Source organism: Streptomyces sp. NBC_01198, from assembly GCF_036010485.1.
In the GTDB taxonomy this organism is placed as follows: Bacteria; Actinomycetota; Actinomycetes; order Streptomycetales; family Streptomycetaceae; genus Actinacidiphila.
The window spans coordinates 5930028-5953210 of the sequence record NZ_CP108568.1 but is presented as its reverse complement, the minus strand read 5'-3'; the positions used below and the strand labels follow the sequence as shown (position 1 = coordinate 5953210).

The window sequence follows — 23183 nt, the reverse complement described above, 5'->3', positions numbered from 1 at the left end:
CCGATGAGCGTACGCGGCCGGTTGCTGGTGCTGCTGGCCGGCGTCCTGGTGCTGGCGACCGTCGCCGGGGTGGCGGTCTGGCGGGCCGCGGACCGGGCGGACCGGCGCGACCAGGTCCAGGCCGGCGGGCCCTCGGTGCACGCCGGGTCGGTGTCACTGGCCGGCTCGGGCCCGCCGCGTATCGTCTTCCGCTCCATGGCCTGGGGCCCGCACCGCGACGAGCTGGCCACCGTCCCGGCCGGCGACCCCGACGGCCCGCGCACCGCCTCCGGCGTGAGCTGCCTGCGCTTCTCCGCCGCCGGCGGCACCGGCATCTGCCTCCAGGCCGAGCGCGGCCCGGTCAACGACACCTACCGCGCCCTGGTGCTCGACTCCCGGCTGCGCACCACCCGCAGCGTCGACCTGGCCGGCATCCCCACCCGGGCCAGGGTCTCCCCCAGCGGCCACCTGGTGGCCTGGACCGTCTTCGTCGGCGGCGACTCCTACGCGGGCACCAACTTCTCCACCCGCACCTCGATCCTCGACACCCGCACCGGCGTGCTCCAGCCGACCCTGGAGGACTACGCGGTGACCCGCGACGGCAAGCGCGTCCGTGCCTCCGACGTCAACTTCTGGGGCGTCACCTTCGCCGACGACACGCACTTCTACGCCACGCTGGCCACCGGCGGCCACACCTACCTGATACGCGGCGACGTGACGTCGAAGACCGCCGTCACCCTGCGCACGAACGTCGAATGCCCGTCGCTGTCCCCCGACGGCACCCGGATCGCCTTCAAGAAACGCGTCCCCGGCCTCTCCCCCGACGCCCCCTGGCGCCTCTACGTCCTCGACCTGGCCACCCTCCGCGACCACCCGACAGCCGAGACCCGCAACGTCGACGACCAGGCCGTCTGGACCGACGACCAGACCCTGTCCTACTCCCTCCCCGGCGACTACGGCTCCGACCTCTACACCGTCCCCGCCGACGGCACCTCCACCCCCCACCTCCTGACCCCCTCGGCCCTCTCCCCGTCCTGGCTCCCCTGAGCCTGCCGCCGGCGGGCAGCCGATTGGTCAGCCCTCGAAGTCGTACTCCAGGACGTACGAGGAGGCGTCCAGCACCATCTCGTTGACCTCGACCACAGCGCCGTCACGGGCGAGGGCGGTCCGACTGATGTGGACGACCGGCGTACCGGCCCCGAGCGCCAACTGCTGCGTCTCCCGGACCGACGGCATCCGCGAACGGATCTCCTCCCGGAAGCGCACCGGTTCCCGGCCCGTCTCCGCCAGCCGCGCGTAGGCGCCGCCGGGTCCGGTGTCCGCCTCGGTGATCCGCGTCCCCGCCACCAGCGTGGCGGGGAAGTAGGACACCGAGACCATCACCGGCTTCCCCTCCAGCACGAACCGCCGCCTGCGCAACCAGACCTCGGCGGTGCCGAGTACGGCCGCGACGGCACCGGGCGCCTCACCCTCGGCCACCTCCGTCACCTCGACGGCCAGCTCCCGGTCGCCGACATCCGCCTCCCACACCGACCGTCCGGCGCCCCACTGCTCTCGCGACAGGCGGCTGATACCGCGCCTACGGATCGGCTGGAACTCCCTGACGAACACCCCCGCACCCTTGCGCGCCTCGGCCAGCCCCTCGGTCTGCAGCACCGCGAGCGCCTGCCTGGCGGTCATCCGCGCCACGTCGTGCTCGGCCATGAGGTCGTTCTCTCCCGGCAACCGGTCCCCCGGCCGGTAACGCCCGGACTCGATGTCCTGCCTGAGCCCGCGCGCGATGCGCCGGTACTTCGGCTCACGCCGGCTGCCCGCGGTGGTCATCGAACGTCCTTCCTGATCATCTCTAGACATCCTAGGCGGGGCGGCGGCCGTGCGGCACGCGAGGCATTCACTCCCCAGGCTCACATCTCTAGAGAAGTCTGGACGTCGCATGCCCGCCGCTGCCTTGATGGAGGCTCACCTCTCTAGAGATGTGAGCCCGTCAGCACCCCACTGCGAGGTCGCACCATGCCCCTGCCCGAACGGGCCGACGCACCGGTCCTGGATATCCGCTTCCCGCGACGCCCCGAGCAGGTCGCCCAGGCCCGGCGGGCCACCCACCTGACGCTCACCTCGTGGGGCTTACCCGACGCGGCCGTCGAAACAACCGTCCTGGTCGTCAGCGAGCTGGTCACGAACGCCGTCCGCCACGCACGAAGTGCCCCGGGCCGCGAGATCGCCCTGCGCATCACCAGAACCGGCGTCCACCACATCCGAGTGGAAGTCGCCGACGCCGGCGACGGCCTACCGCGCCCTCGCACCGCCCTCCCCGACGACGAGTCCTACCGCGGCCTCGCCCTCGTCGCCGCACTCACCACCCGCAACGGCGTCACCCCCCGCCCGCACGGAATCGGCAAGACCGTCTGGGCCGAGATCGACGCCTCGGGCACCTCTCCGTGAGGAAAGGGCCGCGCGCCCTCAGGCGTCGTTGGTCCCGCTGGCTTCCTGCGGGAAGTCCGAGGGCCGTGGGAGGGGGGCGCCCTGGAGGCAGGGGGTCTGGATGGTGACGCTGACGATGTCGTCCTTCTGCTGGATCGAGAGGTGGTAGCCGGCCTGGACCGAGCCGGTGACCTGGGAGCCGTCGGGGGTGTCCTTGTTCCAGCCGACGATGTGCCAGCCGCGGCGGCGCAGGGTGCCCACGACATCGGTGCCGTAGCCCTCGCGGGCGCCGGAGACGGTCTCGGCCGCCACATGGGCGGCCTGGCCCGCGTGCGGGCAGGTGATCCGGTTCAGCGTGTCGGGCAGCACGGAGCCGGTGCGGGTGCCGGTGTCACGGCCGCCGACCGGCACGACGTCCTGGAGGTAGTCGTGCAGCTGCTGGTCGGCTCCGCGAGGGTTCGCACCGTCGGCAGTTGCGCGCCCGCGTGCGCGCCGGCCGTTCCCGCCCTGCCGCAGGCGGTGAGCAGCACCGCGGCCGACACGGCCGCCAGCAGGGCCGGCGTGCCGCGTCTGACAGAACGCACGTCAGGCCTGCGTGCGGGTCAGGGCGACGACCGGGATGCGGCGCTTGCCCGCGCGCTCCTCGAAGCCGGCGAAGTACGGTGCGACCAGGAGCTGTTCGGCCCACAGGCGCTCACGGTCGGCGCCGTCGGTCGCTGCCGCGGTGGCCTCGTACGACTCCGTGCCGACCTCGACCCGGCAGGACGGGTCGGCCAGCAGGTTGTGGTACCAGCCGGGATGGTTCTCCCGGCCGCCGTTCGCGGCGAAGACCACCAGCCGCGATCCGTCCCTGAGGTACGTCATCGGCATCGTCCGCAGCTCGCCGCTGCGGGCGCCCGTAGTGGTGAGCAGCAGCAGCGGCACCCCTGCGAAGTCACCGCCGACCACGCCCCCGTTCGACCGGAACTCCTCGATCACCACTTGATTGCGCCGTAGTCGCTCCGACATGTCCGCGTCCCCTCCCCAAAGTCCCCACATCCCCGCCCACCGACCCTACGGTGATCAGGAGTTGCGGGCCAACTACGGCAAGCGACGCGGTGCCGACGCGTCGGCAGGCACGGTCTTCCACCCGGATCACGGGGCGTGCAGAACCCATGACCCTGGAAGCCCGTGCCTGTCACCGTGCGGGCACCTCTCGCCTGGCGAATCCTCGCGAATCGGATCTCCCACGACTACACCGAAGCCTTGATACCGGACTCGACGATCGCGGAATATCAAATTCCGCACACGGAATCGCGAGAGACTAGGCGAGGATCTCGATGCAGGCCCTTCCCGCATAGGTACCGGGAAGGGTGTTGGTCGTCATGCCACCGCAGAGCACGCTATTGGCGGGGAAGTTCGTGTTGACGGCGAGCACCACCTTCGACACGCCACTCACCTTGGCGCTCGTCGTCCAGTAGCCGATCGTGCCGTTGTTCGTGGTGTCGAGCACGTAACCGAAGCCGCTCAGGGTGCCGCTCTTCTTGGTGATGGTGACACTGTTGACGTGCAGGCCAGTGCCGACGACGCTGATGCAGTAGGTGCTGCCGCAGGTGCTCGCCGACATCGGGTGCACAGATGCGGCGCCCGCCGGACCCGCGGTGAAGGCCAGACAGCCGACCGCCATCGCGGCCGGGAGGGCGAATCGCGTCAGAGCGGTGCGAAAATTCACGGACTTACCTCTTCCATTTAACCCCGGCCGGATTGTTCCGGCCAGACAGAATTAAAATATCGATCGTCCGCCGTTTCGGCAAGAGATGATTCAACACCCTCGCTTTATCGCACATTTTATTTGTGATTCATAGCAATAATCCCCATACTTGCAACTCGTGAAATTTGTCGTCAGAGCAAGGAGCGCGAGCGGGCAGCAGGCGTCGCGGCGCAGGCCCGGCTGCGACACGGCCCGGGAGGGATGAGACGCAACCGGGCCAGCGGCATGGCGCCGCTGGCCCGGTTGCGCACGAAGCGCGGAAGGTACCTCTGACCTGTGCTTACAGCACGGGGAGGTTCTTGCGGAGTTCGAAGGCGGTGACCTCGGAGCGGTACTCCTCCCACTCCTGCTTCTTGTTGCGGAGGAAGAAGTCGAAGACGTGCTCGCCCAGGGTCTCGGCGACGAGTTCGCTGCGTTCCATCAGGGTGATGGCCTCGCCGAGGTTCTGCGGGAGGGGCTCGATGCCGAGGGCGCGGCGTTCGGAGTCGCTGAGGGCCCAGACGTCGTCGTCGGCGCCGGCCGGGAGGTCGTAGCCGTCCTGGATGCCCTTCATACCGGCGGCCAGCAGGACGGCGTAGGCCAGGTAGGGGTTGGCGCCGGAGTCGAGAGAGCGGACCTCGACGCGGGTGGAGCCGGTCTTGCCGGGCTTGTACATCGGGACCCGGATGAGGGCGGAGCGGTTGTTGTGGCCCCAGCAGATGTACGAGGGGGCCTCGCCGCCGGCGCCGGCGGTGCGCTGGGAGCCGCCCCAGATGCGCTTGTAGGAGTTCACCCACTGGTTGGTGACCGCGGAGATCTCGCCGGCGTGCCGCAGCAGGCCCGCGATGAAGGACCGGCCGACCTTGGAGAGCTGGAACTCCGAGCCGGACTCGTAGAAGGCGTTGCGGTCGCCCTCGAAGAGGGAGAGGTGGGTGTGCATGCCGGAGCCGGGGAACTCGGAGAACGGCTTGGGCATGAAGGTGGCGTGCACGCCCTGTTCGAGGGCGACCTGCTTCATGACCAGCCGGAAGGTCATCACGTTGTCGGCGGTGGACAGCGCGTCGGCGTAGCGCAGGTCGATCTCCTGCTGGCCGGGGGCGCCCTCGTGGTGGGAGAACTCCACCGAGATGCCCATGGACTCCAGCATGGTGATGGCCTGGCGGCGGAAGTCCATCCCGATGTTCTGCGGTGTGTGGTCGAAGTAGCCGGAGTTGTCGGCGGGCGTGGGCCGGCCGCCGTCCAGCGGCTTGTCCTTGAGCAGGTAGAACTCGATCTCGGGGTGGGTGTAGAAGGTGAAGCCGAGGTCGGAGGTCTTGGCCAGGGCGCGCTTGAGGACGTAGCGCGGGTCGGCGTAGGACGGGGAGCCGTCGGGCATCAGGATGTCGCAGAACATCCGGGCCGTGCCGGGGCTCTCGGCGCGCCAGGGCAGGATCTGGAAGGTGCCGGGGTCGGGCTTGGCGATCATGTCCGATTCGAACACCCGGGCGAAGCCTTCGATGGCCGAGCCGTCGAAGCCGATGCCCTCGTCGAACGCCTGCTCCAGCTCGGCGGGGGCGACGGCGACCGACTTGAGGTAGCCGAGTACGTCGGTGAACCACAGCCGTACGAAGCGGATGTCCCGCTCCTCGAGGGTCCGGAGAACGAACTCCTGCTGCTTATCCATATCCATCCATCCTCGCCGGTCAGGCACCGCTCCCCCGCCTGGTCCGGGCAGGAGATCATGAGCATTGCATCACACCGTTTCGGGTGCGTTGCAGTCGCGGCTCACCCCCATAGTGCCTGCTGCGAGGCCTCAGCCGAAGGTGTCGATCGAGGCGATCTTCCAGATGCCGTCCTGGTGAACGGCGTCCACCGCGAACATGGCGGCGGCGTAGGTGCTCCCCGCGCCCGCCTTGGCCGTGCTGGTGTTGCGCTGGTCGGCGAAGACCAGGACGTGCGCCCGGTCGCCGTCGATGGTCTCGACGCCGGTGTCCGTGACGGTGGTGGTCAGCACCAGCTTCTGCGCCGGGGCCTGGGTGCGGACCTGGGCGAGCATGCCGGCGTACTGCTGTACGGCCTTTCCGGTGAGCAGCCGCCTGGCGGCGGTGTCGGTGCGTGCGGTGTCGGCGTAGTCGTAGGAGAAGACCGCGTTCACCGCCTGGGCGATCTGGCCCTTGATCTCGCTGGTACGGGCGGTGTCGGTCAGCGCGGTGTTGTGGGCGGCGACCGTGTCGTGCAGCGCCGAGGCCCGGCTTGCGGCGACCGCGGCGAAGCCGCCGAGCAGCACGGTCAGGACGGCGAGCAGCGTGACGGCGACCGGCAGCGGGCGGCGGGGGATACGGGTGGGTGCCGCACCCTCGGCAGCGGTCCCGGCAGCGGTCCCGGCGGCTGCCTCAGCGGCGGTCCCACCGGTGGCATCGGTACGGGTACGGGTACGGGTCGGCGCTGAGGCCCTGACCGTACGCGTACGCTCCTCCGCCCGCTCCTCCGCCGCCGCGGACACCGCGGCCAGCCTGCGCTGCCGGTTGATCAGATGACGGGTGGTCGACATGGTGCGTCGGTCCTCTCGCGTACGGCGTCAGTGGCTCGCGGTCGGCTGCGGGGTGGTGGGGGAGGTCGCGGCGGCTGAGGGGGCGGGGGCGCTGTCGCCCATCGGGGCCTGGCCGAGGGCGCTGAGCTTCCAGCCGTCCGCCGTCCTGGTCAGCTCGCCGAGCATCCGGCTCTCCTTCACCGCGGGCTTCGCCTTGGGCGCCTGGACGGTGATCCGCAGCGCGACCATCACGCTGGCCTTGCCGGTCCTGCTGTCCAGTTCGGTGACGGCACCGGACAGCACCTTGGCGGTGCTGACCGTCTGGGCCTGCTGCACCTGCTTGGCGAAGTCGGCACGGCCCTGGGCGAGTTGGGTGTGCAGGTCGCCGGTGGTGGAGTCGTCCCAGACGTCCAGGCCGTGGTCCAGGTCGTTGTGGTCGAGGGTGTTGAGGTTCTGCACGGCCTGCTCGCCCGCGGCCAGCGCGGCGTCGCGGTTGCGGGCGAAGGCGGCGTCGCCGTCGTGGGCGGCGCCGTACCAGGACCAGCCGGTCAAGCCGGCGGCGAGGGCCGCGGCCACCGCGAGGGCCAGCGCCACCGCGAGCAGCGGGCGGCGCGGGCGGCGGCGGAGGACGGACTGCATGGGTGCCATCTGGGCTGCTCCTACTGGGCCTTGAGATCGGTGATCCGCCAGTGGCCGCCGACCAGGTGGGCGGACACCGAGAGTTGGGCCGCCGCGCTGGTGGCGGTGGCACCGGCGCGCCGGGCGGTCTGGTCGAGGAAGACCAGCAGGTGGGCGCGGTCGCCGGTGAGCGAGACCACGCCGGCCCGTACCACCCTGGTGCTCAGGGTCAGTTGCTGGTCGGCGACCTGCTGCCTGATCTGCGTGAAGAGCTGCTGGTACTGCTGGGCCGCCGCGCCCTCCAGCAGGTCGCGGGCGGCCTGGGCGGTGGACTGGGTGTCGGTGGGGGTGTACGCGAAGATCCGGCTGAGCGCGTCGCTGACGTCACCGGTGAGCCGGCTGGTGGCCTCGGTGTCGGTGAGCGCGTGGTTGCGTGCCGCGCCCGGGTCCTTCAACTGCTGGGCCGCGTAGGCGAATCCGCCGCCGGCCAGCAGGAGCACCGCGATCAGGGTGACGGCGACGGCCCGCCGCGGGTTGCTCCGCACGACCCGCGGCCACGACGGCCGGAAGCTCCGCCACCCGCCGGACCCGGCACCGGCAACGGCCTCGGCCCCTGCCTCCGCACCGGCATCGGCATCGGCCCCAGCACTGGACGCCGTCTCGCCGGGCGCGGCGGCATCCGCCGGCGGCCCGGCGGCGGGCCCCGAGGTCTCGGCCGACCCCGCGGGAGGCTGTTTCGTCTTCACCTGGATTCCTTCCTCCACGCCCTCAACTCGCCCCGACCGGAACGGCGGTGAGTGCCGTGAGTTTCCAGCCGTCCGCGGTGCGGGACAGGCCCGCCTCGAAGCGTTTGCGGTCGGTGGTCGCCGCGCCCGTGGCCGGGGTGACCGTGACCTGCACGGTGGCGATGAGCTTGGCCGTGCCCGCCCTGGTGTCCAGTTCGGTGACGGCCGCGTCGGTGACGCTGCCCCGGGTGCTGGTGCCCGACTGCTTGAGGGTGGCGGCGTCCGCGCTGTGCGTACCGGCCATCCGGTCGTGCAGCGGCCCGGCGGTCACCGCGAGCCACTGGCCGAGGTCGCTGTCGGCGTGCGCGGCGTCGACGGTGCTGAGCCGGGCGATGTCACGCTGCCCGTCGGCGAGCGCGGCGTCCCGTACCTTGCCGTAGCTCAGCACGTCGTCGCCGCGGGTGTCCGCGTACGACCAGGCGCCGAGCGCGCAGACGACCACGGCCACCGTCCAGGCGGCCACCCAGCCGGCGGCCTTGCCGGGTAGGGCGCGAGCCAGCCTCACGGGGTCACCCCCAGCAGGTCCGCCATGGTGGCGGGGCCGCCGGCCGGCAGCGCGGGCAGGCCGAGGGCGCCGGGGAGCGCCGGCCCCGCCGGGGTGGAGCCGGCCAGCGCGGGCCCCGCGGGGGTGGCGTAGGAGGCGGCGCCCTGGTCCGTGCCGCTGGTCGGCAGGACGGAGCCGGGCTCCGCGGGGGCCGGCACTCCGCCGCCGTAGGGCGCGTGCGCGGAGCCGCGGACGTCGATGCCGCTGGATGCGGGCGCGGTGCAGCGGGCCGCGGTGTTCAGCGCGATCGCGGGCGGGCTGGTGACGAGGCCGTTGCGGTAGGTGGTGCCGCCGTATCCGGAGGTGCAGGGCAGCGGTGAGAAGAAGGTGACCGCCATGCCGAAGCGCAGGCCTTTGGAGTCCACGGCGGTGGACCCCGCGGAGACCACCTTCGGCACGGTCACCAGATACTCCTCGATGCCGCGCTGCCGGGTGGTGGCGATGTCGGAGGTGGTGAGCAGGTTCGCCAGCACCACGCTCAGCTGCGGGCCGACGTCCCGCAGCAGTGCGCTGACCTGGGTGGCCGCGTCGGGCGCCGCGGTGATCAGCCGGCGCAGGTCGGTGTCGGAGGAGTTGAGCTGGGCGGCGAGCTGGTTGGCGCTGTCCGCGAAGGACTTGATGGCTGCCCCTTCGTCGGCCTGGGTGCGCAGCACGGTCCGCCCGTCGACCAGCAGTCTGGTGTCGACGGGGAGGTTGGTGTCGGCGGCGGAGATGAACTGGCCACTGGTGTCGAGCAGCGACTGCAGGTTGTCGGCCTGGCCGTTGAAGACCTGGCCGAACTCGTCCACGACGGTGCGCAGCGAGTTCAGCGGTACGGAGCCGGCCAGGTCGTTGACGCTGGTGAGCAGGTTGGTGACGGGTGCGGGGATCCGGGTGGCGGCCTGGTCGACGTGCGAACCGTCGTGCAGGTAGGGACCCTTGTCGGTGCTGGGCCGCAGGTCGATGTACTGCTCGCCGACCGCGGACAGGCTGGCGACCACCGCCTGGAGGCGGTCGGGGATGCGCGGCGCCGAGTCGTCGATCCGCAGGGAGGCCTCGACGCCGTCCGAGGTGAGCCTGATCGGTCCGACCCGGCCGACCGAGACGCCCCGGTAGGTGACGTCGGAGTGCTCGAACAGGCCGCCCGCCTCGGGGAGCTCGACCTTGACGGTGTAGTAGCCGCTGAGCCCCACGTAGCGGCCGAGGTCGGCGTAGCGGACCCCGATGTAGCCGAGCACCAGCACGGCGACCAGCAGGAAGGCGATGTTCTTGACGACCGTGGTCCTGGTCAGCATCAGTGGCTCCCCGCGGTGCTGGTGACCGACGGCAGCGGCAGCGGCAGGCCCTTGGGGACGGGGTTCTTCTTGCCCAGCGGTACGGGGCCGTTGTCGTAGGTGTTGTCCTTGGCCTCCAGGATCGGGATGACCTGGGTGCCGGGGGCCGCGGTCAGGTCGAGGTAGAGGTTGAGGTAGTCGCCCTTGACGCCGTTGAGCACCTCGTCGGTGAACGGGTAGGTGAGCAGCACCTGGAGGGAGTCGGGCAGGTCCTTGCCGGAGTCGGCGAGCCGTTGCAGGGTGGGCGCGAGCGCCTGGAGGTCGGCGACCATGTCGTCCTTGCTCTGGTTGACGGTGTTCACCGCGACGCCGGAGAGGGTGTCGAGCGCCCGCAGCATCGTGACGAGCGAGCCGCGCTGCTGGTCGAGCACCTTCAGACCGGGGCTGAGCCCGGTCAGTACGGTGCCGATCTTCTGGTCGCGGGTGGCGAGGGTGGCGGACAGCTGGTTGACGCCGTCGAGGGCGTCGGTGATGTCCTGCTTGTGCGTGTCCAGGTCGGTGACCAGGGTGTTCACCTGGGTGAGCAGGTCGCGGACCTGGGGCTCGTTGCCGGTGAGCGCCTTGTTCAGCTCGGTGCTGATGGTCTTGAGCTGCTGGATGCCGCCGCCGTTGAGCAGCAGGGAGAGCGCGCCGAAGACCTCTTCCACCTCGGGGTTGCGGTTGGTGTGGGTGGCGGGGATCAGCGCGCCGCCGGCCAGCCGCCCGCGGGAGGGTTCCGAGGACGGCGGCGCGGACAGCTGGACGTACTTCTCGCCGAGCAGGCTGGACTGCTCCAGGTGCGCGTAGGCGTTCGCCGGCAGCTCGACCTTGCCGTTGACCTTCATGGTGACCATGGCGGACCAGCCGTCGTCGGCCAGGTGGATCGAGGTGACCCGGCCGACGGCGACGTCGTTGACCCGTACCGACGCCTGCGGTACGAGGTCGAGCACGTCGGCGAACTGCGCCTTGACCGTGTAGGGGTGGCTGCCGAGGTCGGCGCCGCCGGGCAGCGGGATGCTCTGCACGCCGCCGACGGAGCAGCCGGCCAGGGAGAGGCTGAGCAGCGCGCCGGCCGCCGCTGTGGTCGTACGCCGTCGGGTCATCGCGCGGCCCCCTGGGTGGTGACGTCCCCGGCCGCGGGGAAGGGCAGCGGCAGGTTCTTCGCGGTACGGGACGACGAGGTGGTGGAGGCCGGGGCGTCCGCGGCCGGGTTGATGTCGCCGCCCAGGCTCAGCTCGTTGATGTTGGTGCGGCCGTCGATGCTCTGGTGCTGCGGGTCGTAGGCGTTGAGCAGGTTGTCGGCCGCGAGCGGTGCGGTGTCGAGGAGTTCGGCCAGCGAGGCGCGCTGGTCGACCAGGGTCGCGGTGATCGGCGCCAGCTTGTTGATGCTGGTGGTGAGCCGGCCGCGGTTGTCCTGGATGAAGGTCTTCACCTGGCCGAGCGCGGTGGACAGTTGCTGGAGCGCGCCGCCGAGGTCCTGCTTGTCGGCGGCCAGGAAACCGGTGACGGTGGAGAGCTGGTCGGCGGCGGCTTTCACCTTGCCGTCGTTGTTCTTCAGCATGGTGGTGAAGGACTGGAGGTAGGACAGGGTCGCGAACAGGTCGCCGCTGTGGCCGTTGAGGGTCTTGGAGGCCTGGCCGAGCTGGTCGATGCTGTCGCCGATCGCCTTGCCGTTGCCGTCGAGGTTCTGCGCGCCGGTGTCCAGCAGCCCGGACAGGGCGCCGGTGGTGTTGGCGCCGTCGGGGCCGAGGGCGTCGCTGAGCTGGGTGATGCTGTCGTAGAGCTGGTCGATCTCGACCGGGGTGGCCGTGCGGCTTGCGGGGATGACCGCGTGGTCCTTCAGCTGCGGGCCGCCGGTGTAGGCGGGGGTGAGCTGGACGTAGCGGTCCGCGACGACGCTGGGGGCGACGACGACGGCTCCCGCGCCGGCCGGCACCTTGACGCCGTGGTCGAGGTGCAAGGTGACCTCGACCTGCTTGCCCCTGGGCCGCACCGCGTCGACGGTGCCGACCTTGACCCCGAGGACGCGCAGGTCGGATCCCTTGTAGACGCCGACGGTCCGGTCGAAGTAGGCGGTGACGTGGTTGCCGCCGGGGCCGCCGAAGGCCACGAAGCCGGCGGTGACGGCGGCCGCCACGACCACGGCGAGCACCAGCGCGGCCACCAGCAGCCGCCGGGCGGGGCGTGCGCCGGACCGGGCCGGGCGCGGCAGTCGCGGGCGCAGGGTGGAGCGCAGCTTCGGGTGCAGGTGCGGACGCGGCATGGTCATGACGCGCCTCCGGTGGCCTTGGGCGGCATGCACCCCTCGTCCGGCGGTGTGCCGTCCGGCAGGTAGCTCTTGGGCACCAGACCGCACAGGTAGCTGTCGAACCAGCGCCCGTTGCCGAGGGTGTTGCCGACCAGCCGGTAGTAGGGGCCGGCCAGCGCGAGCGCCTGGTCCAGGCTCGACTGGTTGGCGTCCAGCACCCCGGTGACCCGGTCAAGGGCGTCCAGGGTGGGGGCGAGCTGCCGGGTGTTGTCGGCGACCAGGCCGTTCAGCTGGATGCCCAGGTCCTGGGTGCCGGTGAGCAGGGTGTGGATGGCGTCCCGCCGTTTCTGGATCTCGCCGAGCAGCAGGTCGCCGTCCGAGATGAGAGTCTGGAAGCGGCTGTTCTGGTCGGAGAGGGTCTGGGTGAGCTGCTTGCTGCCGCTGAGCAGGTCGGCGAGCTGGGCGTCCCGGCTGGAGATGGTCTGCGACAGCGACGACAGCCCGGTGGCGGCGCTGCGTACGGACGACGGGGTGTCCTTGAAGGTGTCGGAGATCGTCTGGAAGCTCGCCGCGAGCTGCCGGGTGTCGATCGACCCGAGGGTCTGGCCGAGCCCGTTGAAGGCCTGGGTGACGTCGTACGGCGAGGTGGTGCGGCTCTTCGGGATGCGGGCGCCGGGGTCCTGCTTCCTGCTGCCGAGCGGGTCCACGGCCAGGTACTTCTCGCCGAGCAGGGTCTTGATGCCGATGGCCGCGGTGCTGGCGTCGCCGATCCAGGTGTGCCTGACCTTGAAGGTGACCTTGACCTGGGCGCCGTCCAGCGAGACCCCGGTGACCTTGCCGACCTTGACGCCGGCCACCCGCACCTCGTTGCCGGGCCGCAGGCCTGCCGCCTCGGTGAAGTTCGCCGCGTAGCTGGTGCCGCCGCCGATCACCGGCAGCGCGTCGGCGTTGTAGGCGACCAGGCCGGCCAGCGCGAGCACCAGCAGCCCGACCGCGCCGACGGCCACCGGGTTGCGTTCCCGCAGCGGCCGGAAGAGCGGCCTGCCGCGGTTCGCGGGGTCGCGGAGGCGCAGCCGGATGCCGTGCGGACGCGGGCGGTTCATGACCGGCACCTCGATTCGGTGATCGCTATCCCGGTGGGCGCCTTGCTGCCGTCCGAGGTGGTCACCCCGGCGACGGTGGCCTGGCACAGGTAGAGGTTGAGCCAGGAGCCGTACGAGGCGAGCCGTCCGATGGTGCGGAACTTCTGCGGGCTGTTGACCAGGAAGCTCTGCAACTGCGGTGTGGAGTCCGCCAGGTTGGTGGAGAGCCTGCCGAGCTGCGCGATGGAGTTCTTCAGCGGCTGCCGGCCGTCGGTGAGCAGGCCGGCGGTGCTGGTGGTCAGCTGGGAGATCGCGGTGATCGACTGGCCGATCGGCTCGCGGTCGCCGGAGAAGCCGGTGACGAGCTGCTGGAGGGTGGTGACCAGGTCGTTGAAGTTGGCCTCGCGGGTGTTGACGGTGGTCAGCACGGTGTTGAGGTTGTCGATGACCTGCCCGATGACCTGGTCCTTGGCGGCCAGGGTGGTGGTCAGCGAGCCGATGCTGCCGATCAGGCTGTCGACGGTGCCGCCCTCGCCCTGCAGCACCTGGACGATCTCGCCGGCCAGCTGGTTGACGTCCTTCGGGGACAGGCCCTCGAAGAGCGGCTGGAAGCCGGCGAAGAGCTGGGTCAGGTCCAGCGCGGGGGTCGTGTGGTCCAGCGCGATGGTCTGGCCGGGCTCCAGGGTCTCGCCGACCGGCCCGGTGCCCTGTTCCAGGTCGATGTAGCGCTGGCCGACCAGGTTCAGGTACTTGATGGTGACGTCGGCCGACCTGGGCAGGGTGCGTTCGCGCTGCACCGAGAAGTGCACCTTCGCCAGGTTGTGCCGGTAGACGGTGATCGAGTCGACCTGGCCGACCTTGACCCCGGCGATCCGCACGCTGTCGCCGGACATCAGTCCTGTGGTGTCGGTGAACAGCGCGTTGTAGCCGGCGGTGTCGCCGACGCCGGAGCCGGCGATGCTGATCGCCAGCACGGTGGTGGCCAGTGCGGTGACCAGGATGAAGACCAGCGACTTGACGATCGGGCCGGCCAGGCTGCGGCGCTTCACTTGACGGTCACCTCCGCCCCGCGGAAGACCGGGCCGGTCAGCAGGCTGCTCCAGTCGGGCAGGTCCGCGGGCGAGGTGTGCGCGCCGGGTGCGAGGAGTTCGTCGATCAGCTCGTTCTCCTGCGGGGAGTTGGCCAGCGGGGTGGTGCCCTTGCCGGTGTAGGGGACGGAGTAGCACTGCGGGCCGCCGCTCTTGCCGTACACCGGGGTGTCGGCGCCGGCCGCGTACTTGCCGCGGGACGGCACGGTGGTCAACTCCACGTGCAGGCCCGGCTGGTGGGTCCCCTTGCCGAGGGCCTTGTCCATGGCGGGCACGAAGTTCGCGAGGGTGCGCAGGGTGCAGGGGAAGGAGGGGGCGTACTTCGCCAGCAGGCCGAGGGTGCCGCGGCTGTCGGCGGCCAGCCGGATGATGTTGCCGCTGTTCTGCCGCAGGTAGGTGGTGACGTCCTGGGCGGTGGCGGTCGCGGTGCCGTAGAGGGTGCCGAGGTTCGCCTGCTCCTGGGCGATGGTGCCGCTGGTCCTGGTGAAGTCGGTGAGGGCCTGCACGATGTCGGGGGCGGCGGCGTTGTAGACGTGGCTGACGGTGACGAGCTGCTTGATGTCGTCGTTGAGGACCGGCAGTTCGGGGTTGAGCTTGCTGAGGTAGCGGTCCAGCTGGACCAGGGTGGTGCCGAGCTGGGTGCCGCGGCCGTCCAGCGCGGTGGACACCGCGTTGAGGGTGGCGGCGAGTTTCTGCGGCTGGACCGCGGTCAGCAGCGGCATCACGTTGTCCAGCACCTGCTGGAGTTCGACGGCGTCGCCGGAACGGTCCTGCGGGATCGTGCTGCTCGCGGTGAGCGTCGGCCCGCCCGCGGTGCTGCCGGCGGGCGGCACCAGGGCGACGAAGCGGGCGCCGAAGAGGGTGGTGGGCAGCATCTGGGCGGTGACGCCGGCCGGGATGCGGTGCAGCTGGTCCGGGTCGATGGCCAGCGTCAGCCGGGCTCCGCGCCCGTCGGCGTGGATGGCGCTGACCCGGCCGACGACGACCCCGCGGACCTTGACGTCGGCGCCGGGGTGCATCTCGTTGCCGACGCTGCCGGTCACCACGGTCACGCTCGCGTCGTCGCTGAAGTCCTTGTCGTAGACGGCGACCGCGAGCCACGCCAGCAGCGCCGGGACCAGCAGGAAGACCAGGCCGGCCGTTCTGCGCCCCGCGGTGGTGCCGCGCAGCCGGGCGCGCCCCGGGGCGGCCGCGGTGGGGGGACGGGTCTCGGTGGCGGTCATCCGGCCACCCGCACGGTGGTGGTGGCGCCCCACAGCGCCAGCGACAGGAAGAAGTCGGTGATGGAGATGATCACGATGGCGTTGCGCACCGAGCGCCCGACGGCGATGCCCACCCCGGCGGGGCCGCCCTTGGCGGTGTAGCCGTAGTAGCAGTGCGCGAGGATGACGATCACGCTGAAGACCAGCACCTTCAGGGTGGAGAGCAGCACGTCCTCGGGCGAGAGGAACAGGTTGAAGTAGTGGTCGTAGGTGCCGGGCGACTGGCCGTTGAACCACACGGTGACCAGCCGGGAGGCCGCGTAGCTGCTGAGCAGGCCGATGCCGTACAGCGGCACGATGGCCACCACACCGGCGATGATGCGGGTGCTGACCAGATACGGCATGGAGCGGATCCCCATCCCCTCCAGCGCGTCGACCTCCTCGTTGATCCGCATCGCGCCGAGCTGCGCGGTGAAGCCGGCCCCGACGGTGGCCGACAGCGCGAGGCCGGCGACCAGCGGGGCGATCTCCCGGGTGTTGAAGTAGGCGGAGATGAAGCCGGTGAAGGCGGCGGTGCCGAGCTGGTTCATCGCCGCGTAGCCCTGCAGGCCGACGACGGTGCCGGTGGCCAGGGTCATGCCGATCATCACGCCGACGGTGCCGCCGATCACGCCGAGCCCGCCGCTGCCGAACGCGACCTCGGCCAGCAGCCGTTGCACCTCCCTGAGGTAGCGGCGCAGGGTGCGCGGGATCCACAGCACCGCGGTGACATGGAAGATGAAGTGGTCGCCGGTCTCGTCCAGCCAGCGCAGCGGGCGGTTCAGGAGTGCCATCAGGTCAGGCCCCCTTCTGCGGGACGAGCTGCAGGTAGATCGCGGTGAGCACGACGTTGACGAAGAACAGCAGCAGGAAGGTGATCACCACGGACTGGTTGACGGCGTCGCCGACGCCCTTGGGGCCGCCCCTGGGGTGCAGTCCGCGGTAGGCGGCGACGATGCCGGCGATGAAGCCGAAGACGACCGCCTTGATCTCGCTGATGTAGAGGTCGGGCAGTTGCGCGAGCGAGGAGAAGCTGGACAGGTACGCGCCGGGGGTGCCGTGCTGGATGATGACGTTGAAGAAGTAGCCGCCGGCCGTGCCGACCACCGAGACCAGGCCGTTGAGCAGCAGCGCGACCAGCATGGTGGCCAGCACCCGCGGCACGATGAGCCGTTGCACCGGCGAGACGCCCATGACCTCCATCGCGTCCAGCTCCTCGCGGATCTTGCGCGAGCCGAGGTCGGCGCAGATCGCGCTGCCGCCGGCGCCGGCGATGAGCAGCGCCACGATCAGCGGGCTGGCCTGCTGGATCACCGCGAGCACGCTGGCACCGCCGGTGAAGGACTGGGCGCCCAGCTGCTGGGTGAGCGAGCCGACCTGGAGGGCGATGACCGCGCCGAACGGGATGGACACCAGCGCGGCCGGCAGGATCGTGACGCTGGCCACGAACCAGAACTGCTCGACGAGTTCGCGGACCTGGAAGGGCCGCCGGAAGGTGTCCCGTACGGTCGTGGCGGCGAGCGTCATCAACTGCCCGGTCTGCCGCAGCGCCCCGGTGCCGGGGATCGGCCGGCGCGCACCGGTCTCGCGTACGCGCACCGGTGCGCTCATGCCGGACCTCCCTGGACCGGGGCGAGGCCGGACTGCACGGCGGTACGTGCCGCGGCGGGCAGCTGGTCCCACATCGCCAGCACCCGCGCCCTGCGCCGCTGGACGGCCTGCCGCGGCGGCATGCCCGGGCTCGGCTCCAGCTGCGGTACGACGCTGCGCGGTGCGCGCGGCAAGGTGGCGTCGTCGGACAGCTGCTCCATGGCCAGGGTGGCCTCGTCCTTCTCCTCCGCCATGCCGATCGGGCCTTCGCGGCGCCCGCTGAGGAACTGCCTGACCACCGGTTCGTCGCTGGTCAGCAGCAGCTCCCGGGGCCCGAAGGCGACCAGTTCGCGGCGGAAGAGCATGCCCATGTTGTCCGGCACGGTCGCGGCGATGTCGAGGTTGTGGGTGACGATCAGCATGGTCGCGTCGATCTGCGCGTTGAGGTCGATCAGCAGCTGCGAGATGTAGGAGGTGCGGACCGGGTCGAGGCCGGAGTCCGGCTCGTCGCACAGGATGATCTGCGGGTCGAGCACCAGCGCGCGGGCGAGCCCGGCGCGTTTGCGCATGCCGCCGGATATCTCGCCCGGCAGCTTGGCCTCGGAGCCGACCAGGCCGACCATCTCCATCCGCTCCATGACGATGCGGCGGACTTCCGACTCCCTCTTGCGGGTGTGCTCGCGCAGCGGGAAGGCGATGTTGTCGAAGAGGTTCATCGAGCCGAACAGCGCGCCGTCCTGGAACATCAGGCCGAACAGCTTGCGGGTCCGGTAGATGTCCCGTTCCGGGCCGTTGACCATGTCGACGCCGTTGACGAGGACCCGGCCGCGTTCCGGTTTGAGCAGGCCGATCACGGATTTGAGGAAGACCGTCTTGCCGGTGCCCGAGGGGCCCAGCATCACGCTGACCTCGCCGGGCGGCAGAGTGAGCGTCACATCCTGCCAGACGGTCTGTTCGCCAAAGGACTTCGTCAGGCCTTCGACGATCACTTCGATTCCCATTGCACCTCCCGGGGCGGGGTTGGTATGGCGGAGCTCGGTGTGCCGCGGGCGCCGGGGTGCGGCGCGGGCGCGGTCAGCGGTGGGGCGGCACGGGGTAGGGAATCTTCGGGCTGCACCAGGTCGGGTCGGCCAGCGGCGCGCACAGCGGCCCCTGGATGAGGTTCAGCGAGTTGCCGTGTCCGGAGATCGCCGAGGTGAACATCGCGTCGAGGTTCTCCCCACTCGCGCTGCGGCAGCCGGTGAAGCGGGGGATGAACAGGTCGTCCTGGAAGAGCGGCCCGCCGGTCTGGATGGAGTAGTCGCTCGGCGCCTCGACACCGTCGAGCCCGCTGCGGTTGAGGCCGAGCAGCGCGATGTCGAGCGGCGCCGCCGTCTGGCAGTGCGGGCCCACGTCCATCGGCGTCCCGTTGATCTTCACGTCGCTGAGCCGGAGGTCGTCCTTGCCGTAGATGGCGGTGACGTAGAGCTGCGCGCCGATGCCGGTGGTGATGACGGTCATCACGCCGCGCCGGGTGGTCAGGTGCATCGTCGCCGTCGTCGGCATGAAGCCGTACGTCAGGAAGGTCGTCCTGGCCGGCGGGATGTCGAAGGTGGCGACGGAGTCGATCTCCACGTACGGGTTGTCCTCGTCGGCGAAGCTGAAGACGCTGCCGACGGTCGCGATGTTCGCCATCGACGGCTCGCGGGCGTTGAGGTCGTTGAGGACCGAAGCGCCCTTGAGCTTGGCGACGTTGGACAGGCCGGTGATGAAACCGCACTGCGAGATGCGCTCGATGGGCGGGTCGCCGGGGGCCGGGTAGAGGGTGGCGCCCGGCGGCCGCTGCTTGGCCTGTTCGGCGATCACCTGGGGGTCGGGGTCGGCGGTGGGCGCCGGCGGGCAGTCGTCCTTGTCGGACAGCACCGGCGTCGACAGCGTGATGGTGCCGTTCTGCTTCCCGGTGGCGGGAGCGCCGGCCGAGGGCGCGCTGCGGGCCGTGGCGGTGCCGCCGCCCGGCGTCGGGCGGGAGGCGCCGTGTCGGGGGGCGGAGCCGGGCGGGCTGCCGGGCGCCCCCTTCGCCGGGGGCGCGGCCGGGGCGCCGGTGGCCCGTACCGTCGCCAGCAGCGCGGTCTGGCCGGCCTTCGGCGAGCAGGTGCCGCTGATGTCGGCGAGCGGTGCGGCCGGGTTGGCCGTGGCCGCCGCGCTCTCCGGCGTGGTGAGGGTCGCGGTGTCCGGCGTGCCGCCCTTGGGCGCCGGCGTGGGGGTGGGCGATGTGGTCGCCGCGGCCACCGGGTGCAGCGTCAGCGTCAGGTCGCCGGCCTCGAACTTCACCTGCCCGGGCGCGGTCACCGACAGCGGCGGTACCGGGCCGGTGAAGGCGAGCCGCAGGTCGTCGGTGCCGCCGGCCGGCGTCGCCGGCGCGGTGAGGCCGGGCCAGGAGGCGTCAGCCGCGGAGGTGCCCTGCGTGACGTGCACGGCCAGTCCCGCGGTGCCGGACAGGGTGGCGGCCGGGGCGGGCAGCAGCGCGGTGACGCCGGCTCGCGGGATGGTGACCTCCGCTGTCAGGGCGCCGGGCTGGATGGGCCGGCCGACGGCCGCGCTGCGGGGGTAGGTCTGCGTGAGAGCGACCACCACCTCCTGCGTGCCGGAGGCGAAGCCGCACGCGTAGCGAAGTGTCAACTCCCCGTTCCCCACACCGCTGATGGCCGTGGAGGCCGGCCCGGACAGCAGCCCGGCCAGGAGCGCCACCGCCATGACCGTGGCGAAGCGCACCGCTCGACCGGGTAGCACGGCACCCCTCATCTCTGCATTCCTCCAACAGGTTCGGCGGCAGGACATTACGTGCGGGTAATAAGCCCAGACAAGTGATCGAACGGGCGAACGCCGCCGAATCTTGCGGGGCTCCGATTTCTTGTCACCTGGTGACAAATCCCGTCCGCGACTTTGTCATCGGGTGCGCAATTCCGGCCGCCCCCGCGGCGGGTGGCGTCAGCTGATCGTCTGGGGCGGGCTGAGCGTGAAGGCGTTGCTGCCGACCGTCACCGAGTCGCCGTTGTGCAGCAGGCCGAAGCACCCGGTGACGTTGAAGACGTGCAGCCCGCCGCCGGTCACCGTCAGCAGCTGGGGGCTGGAGTTGCTGTGGCTCCAGGTCAGCGTCGCCGGCGAGGTGCCGCCGCCGGCGCCCGCGACGGTGGCGCCGCACAGCGGGCCTGTCAACTGCACGCGCAGGCCGGTGAACGTACCCAGCGCCACGCCCGTCGAGCTGTTGTAGGCCGTCTCGTTGATCGTCCAGGGCAGGCCGAGGAAGGTCTCGGTCACGGCGATGCCGCCCGGTCCCACGCAGCTGGTGGCCGCAGCCGAGGTGAAGTGCCCGATGGTGGGGCTGGACGAGGACATCAGACTGCCGTGCAGGGCGAGCGAGGCGCAGGTGACGTTGAACCCGGTCGCGGGGTTGGCGACGGTCCACGGGGCCAGGGTCGCGGTGAAGGTACCGCCGGGTGTCACGGTGCCGGCGAACGCCGAGGTGCCGAGCGTGAATACGGCGGCGAAAGCGGCGGCCAGTGGTACGAGTATCCGGAGCGCTCTTCTCATCGTCGTCCCCCCTTGTCTTCCCATTTCTCGGGCGGACCCCGGCCCGAATACCGGGCCGGGGTCCTTTGTGCACGGGCATTTCCGCGTGCGCGGTCAGCGCGGGATCACGGAGAGGTGAGCTTCAGCGAGGTCGGGGGCGTCACCACGTAGTTGCCGGTGAAGACCGCGAGGTCGTTGTTGTTGATCAGCCCGAGGCAGATACCGGAGACGCTGTACGCCTTCAGGTTCCCGCCGGTGATCGCCAGGGTGTGCGTGCCGTTGGTGTACGTGGCGTTCAGCGACGCGCCGGTCGTCGAGCCCGAGGGGCTGGCGAAGGTCGCGTTGCACAGGCCGGTGAGCTTGGCGATGACCCCGGTGAGGGTGCCGGTGGTCACGCCGGTGCTGGCGTTGTACGACACCGCGTTGAGGTGCCACGGCAGGCCCTGCGGGGCCACGTTGAAGCTGATGCCGGCCGGGCCGGTGCAGCCGGTGAAGGACAGCGAGCTGATGGCGGCGATGTTCGTGCCGGACAGGCCGGTGCCGTTCGTCGCGCTGCCCCCGGCGGCCGAGGACGTGCAGTTGAGCGTCGTGCCGGTGTTGGTGTCCTTCAGGATCGGGTGGCTCGCGGTGGCTTTGAAGCTGCCGCCGCCGGTGACGGTCCATGTGCCGGCCGCCGAGGCGGGGCTGGCCGCCAGGCCGATCGCCGCGGCGAGGGCGGCCCCGGTGACGAGGCTGCTCTTGGTGAGGGTGGAGAGCTTGCGCACGGCTTGGTCCTTCCTGGGAGTTGACGTGCCTGATAAACCGGGTCCCGGCGTGGGGGCCGGAATTCGGTTGCGACTCACTACCTGGAACGTTGGATGCCGAATCCGGTCGGCTGCTCTTGCGGTGCTGGACGTTACGCACGGGTAACTCGGGGCGCAACAAGTCCGCCCAAGATTTCCGGCGCGACCCTACCGCCGGGTATTTTTCTGTCACCGCGGAGACAGCAGGGGGCCGCTTTTTTGTGCGCGGGTGAGCATTCCGTGGCCGAAGGCCGCACCTGCGGGACGGCGGCGGTACGGTCTGCCCCGGCGGCGCCACCGACAACGTTTCCGTGTCCGGGGTGCTGCGCTCGGTGCACGATTGGTCTATGTTGCAGCAAGGTTACGGAGCGCGAGGCTGCGCGTCCGGAGGGAGGGGCATGACCGTCATGCGTCAGACACCCGAAAATTCGGAACCTCCCGGTCCGATTCCTCGCGAGTTCGCCGCCGTCATGCGCCCTGAACTGCCCAGTCTTTTAAAAGAGATGGCAGCTGAAATCGTCACCGCCATCCCCGAATACGGCCACCTGCTCGAAGGCCCCAACGCCCGCGTGATCAAAATAGGCATCGAGCAGAGCATCGCCACCTTCGTGGACCGGGTGGCCGCCCCCACCGCCACCACCGCGCTGCGTGACGACCTGTGCCGCAGGTTCGGCCGCTTCGAGGCGTACGAGGGCCGCAGCCTGGACAACCTGCAGGCCGCGTACCGCATCGGCTGCCAGGTCGCGCTGCGCAGGGTCCGTACGGTGGGCCGCCGCTACAGCCTGTCCGCGTCCTTCATGCTGACCTTCGCCGACGCGCTGTTCGCCTACATGGGCGACCTCGCCGAGCTGTCCCGCGAGGGTTACGTGCAGGCGCTCGCCGAGCTGGGCGAGGAACCCGACAACCGGCGCCGGCGGCTGCTGCGCCGCATCCTCGGCGGCACCGCGGTCGCCCGCAGCGCGCTGGCCGAACTCGCCGAGCACTCCGCCTGGCCGCTGCCGGAGGAGGTCACGCTGGTCGCGATCGCGCCGGACACCCGGCCGCCGCGCGGGGCACTGGACAAGGACATCCTGCTGGACTTCGCCGACCCCGAGCCGCACCTGCTGGTGCCTGGGCCCTTCACCGAGGAGCGGCGGCGCTCGCTGACCGCCGCGCTGGCCGGCTGCCGGGCGGCGGTCGGGCTGACCACCTCGCTCAGCGAGGCCGCCGACTCGCTGCGCTGGGCGCGGCACGCCCTGGCGCTCGCCGACGCGGGGGTGATCGACGAGGACGAGGTGGCGATGTGCGAGGACCACCTCTTACCGCTGTGGCTGCTGGGCGACCCGGCGCTGGTCAACCAGATCGCCGGCCGTTACCTCGGCCCGCTGGTGGGGCTGACCGCGACCCAGCGGGCCCGGCTGATCGACACCCTGCGGATCTGGCTCACCACCCGGGGCACCGCGGCGCAGGTCGCCGACCAGCTCGGGGTGCACCCGCAGACGGTGCGCTACCGCATCCGCATCCTCGACCGGGCCTTCGGCGACCAGCTGGCCGACCCCGACCACCGGTTCGCCACCGAGATCGCGCTGCGTGCCCTGCACCTGCGCGAGCACGGCGAGGCGGCGGACAGCCACGCCTTCGCCGCCCGGGCCGCGGACAGCGCACGGACGGCGGACGGTGGCGCCCGCCAGGAGCACCGCCGTCCGCCGTCACGCGGCCGGTCCGGCCACGAGGTGTAGGCCGCCGA

The 23183-nt window shown here is 71.1% G+C and carries 24 protein-coding genes; 3 read left to right on the top strand and 21 right to left on the bottom strand.

The window, feature by feature from the left end:
- The first annotated feature begins 3 nt into the window (after positions 1-3).
- Positions 4-1026, top strand: a complete 1023-nt coding sequence (locus OG702_RS26505; RefSeq protein WP_327293387.1) for a TolB family protein — start codon at positions 4-6, stop codon at positions 1024-1026.
- 27 nt (positions 1027-1053) lie between these two features.
- Here OG702_RS26505 and OG702_RS26500 read toward each other — a convergent pair whose 3' ends face one another.
- Positions 1054-1803: a GntR family transcriptional regulator gene (locus OG702_RS26500; protein ID WP_327291441.1), complete on the bottom strand. Its 750-nt coding sequence runs from the start codon at positions 1801-1803 to the stop codon at positions 1054-1056.
- A gap of 186 nt (positions 1804-1989) precedes the next feature.
- Here OG702_RS26500 and OG702_RS26495 point away from each other — a divergent pair, with 186 nt between their 5' ends.
- Positions 1990-2421 carry an ATP-binding protein gene (locus tag OG702_RS26495; RefSeq protein WP_327291440.1) on the top strand — a complete coding sequence of 144 codons (432 nt, stop codon included), beginning with the start codon at positions 1990-1992 and terminating at the stop codon, positions 2419-2421.
- Between the two features lie 18 nt (positions 2422-2439).
- Here the strand turns inward: OG702_RS26495 and OG702_RS26490 are convergent, their stop codons facing one another.
- From OG702_RS26490 to OG702_RS26395, 20 genes are all read right to left on the bottom strand, one after another.
- On the bottom strand, positions 2440-2811 hold the full coding sequence (locus tag OG702_RS26490) for a hypothetical protein (RefSeq protein WP_327291439.1): 372 nt from the start codon (positions 2809-2811) through the stop codon (positions 2440-2442).
- A gap of 174 nt (positions 2812-2985) precedes the next feature.
- Positions 2986-3408 (bottom strand): nitroreductase/quinone reductase family protein, encoded by a 423-nt coding sequence (locus OG702_RS26485; RefSeq protein ID WP_327291438.1) that lies wholly within the window; start codon positions 3406-3408, stop codon positions 2986-2988.
- A gap of 295 nt (positions 3409-3703) precedes the next feature.
- Complete coding sequence (locus OG702_RS26480; RefSeq protein ID WP_327291437.1) at positions 3704-4111, bottom strand: hypothetical protein; 408 nt, start codon at positions 4109-4111, stop codon at positions 3704-3706.
- A 319-nt stretch (positions 4112-4430) separates the two neighbouring features.
- The gene (locus OG702_RS26475; RefSeq protein ID WP_327291436.1) at positions 4431-5792 is read right to left on the bottom strand and encodes a glutamine synthetase family protein; all 1362 of its coding nucleotides are present in this window, start codon (positions 5790-5792) and stop codon (positions 4431-4433) included.
- A gap of 129 nt (positions 5793-5921) precedes the next feature.
- A complete protein-coding gene (locus OG702_RS26470; RefSeq protein WP_327291435.1) occupies positions 5922-6659 on the bottom strand; it encodes a hypothetical protein in 738 nt (245 codons plus the stop codon).
- 27 nt (positions 6660-6686) lie between these two features.
- Entirely contained in the window at positions 6687-7277 is a 591-nt protein-coding gene (locus OG702_RS26465) for a nuclear transport factor 2 family protein (RefSeq protein ID WP_327293386.1), read from the bottom strand.
- Between the two features lie 20 nt (positions 7278-7297).
- Entirely contained in the window at positions 7298-7801 is a 504-nt protein-coding gene (locus OG702_RS26460) for a hypothetical protein (RefSeq protein ID WP_327291434.1), read from the bottom strand.
- A 223-nt stretch (positions 7802-8024) separates the two neighbouring features.
- Positions 8025-8546 (bottom strand): hypothetical protein, encoded by a 522-nt coding sequence (locus OG702_RS26455; RefSeq protein WP_327291433.1) that lies wholly within the window; start codon positions 8544-8546, stop codon positions 8025-8027.
- Positions 8543-9859 carry an MCE family protein gene (locus tag OG702_RS26450; RefSeq protein WP_327291432.1) on the bottom strand — a complete coding sequence of 439 codons (1317 nt, stop codon included), beginning with the start codon at positions 9857-9859 and terminating at the stop codon, positions 8543-8545. Before OG702_RS26450 ends, OG702_RS26455 begins: the two co-directional genes overlap by 4 nt.
- Positions 9859-10980 carry an MCE family protein gene (locus tag OG702_RS26445; protein ID WP_327291431.1) on the bottom strand — a complete coding sequence of 374 codons (1122 nt, stop codon included), beginning with the start codon at positions 10978-10980 and terminating at the stop codon, positions 9859-9861. Before OG702_RS26445 ends, OG702_RS26450 begins: the two co-directional genes overlap by 1 nt.
- Complete coding sequence (locus OG702_RS26440; protein WP_327291430.1) at positions 10977-12146, bottom strand: MCE family protein; 1170 nt, start codon at positions 12144-12146, stop codon at positions 10977-10979. The genes OG702_RS26445 and OG702_RS26440 overlap by 4 nt, the downstream gene beginning before the upstream one ends.
- Positions 12143-13237 carry an MCE family protein gene (locus OG702_RS26435; RefSeq protein WP_442814550.1) on the bottom strand — a complete coding sequence of 365 codons (1095 nt, stop codon included), beginning with the start codon at positions 13235-13237 and terminating at the stop codon, positions 12143-12145. The genes OG702_RS26440 and OG702_RS26435 overlap by 4 nt, the downstream gene beginning before the upstream one ends.
- Positions 13225-14256, bottom strand: a complete 1032-nt coding sequence (locus OG702_RS26430) for an MCE family protein (RefSeq protein ID WP_327291428.1) — start codon at positions 14254-14256, stop codon at positions 13225-13227. Before OG702_RS26430 ends, OG702_RS26435 begins: the two co-directional genes overlap by 13 nt.
- Positions 14253-15518, bottom strand: coding sequence for an MCE family protein (locus tag OG702_RS26425; protein ID WP_327291427.1), 1266 nt, complete (start codon positions 15516-15518; stop codon positions 14253-14255). The genes OG702_RS26430 and OG702_RS26425 overlap by 4 nt, the downstream gene beginning before the upstream one ends.
- Entirely contained in the window at positions 15515-16330 is an 816-nt protein-coding gene (locus OG702_RS26420; protein ID WP_327291426.1) for an MlaE family ABC transporter permease, read from the bottom strand. The genes OG702_RS26425 and OG702_RS26420 overlap by 4 nt, the downstream gene beginning before the upstream one ends.
- A gap of 4 nt (positions 16331-16334) precedes the next feature.
- Positions 16335-17147 (bottom strand): MlaE family ABC transporter permease, encoded by an 813-nt coding sequence (locus tag OG702_RS26415; RefSeq protein WP_327291425.1) that lies wholly within the window; start codon positions 17145-17147, stop codon positions 16335-16337.
- Complete coding sequence (locus OG702_RS26410) at positions 17144-18127, bottom strand: ABC transporter ATP-binding protein (protein ID WP_327291424.1); 984 nt, start codon at positions 18125-18127, stop codon at positions 17144-17146. The genes OG702_RS26415 and OG702_RS26410 overlap by 4 nt, the downstream gene beginning before the upstream one ends.
- A 73-nt stretch (positions 18128-18200) precedes the next feature.
- The gene (locus OG702_RS26405; RefSeq protein WP_327291423.1) at positions 18201-19895 is read right to left on the bottom strand and encodes a DUF6801 domain-containing protein; all 1695 of its coding nucleotides are present in this window, start codon (positions 19893-19895) and stop codon (positions 18201-18203) included.
- A 198-nt stretch (positions 19896-20093) separates the two neighbouring features.
- Positions 20094-20696, bottom strand: a complete 603-nt coding sequence (locus OG702_RS26400; protein WP_327291422.1) for a hypothetical protein — start codon at positions 20694-20696, stop codon at positions 20094-20096.
- Between the two features lie 104 nt (positions 20697-20800).
- A complete protein-coding gene (locus tag OG702_RS26395; RefSeq protein WP_327291421.1) occupies positions 20801-21439 on the bottom strand; it encodes a hypothetical protein in 639 nt (212 codons plus the stop codon).
- A gap of 416 nt (positions 21440-21855) precedes the next feature.
- On the opposite strand from OG702_RS26395, the gene OG702_RS26390 reads away from it, so the two are divergent.
- Entirely contained in the window at positions 21856-23175 is a 1320-nt protein-coding gene (locus OG702_RS26390; RefSeq protein WP_327291420.1) for a helix-turn-helix domain-containing protein, read from the top strand.
- Positions 23176-23183 lie beyond the last annotated feature (8 nt).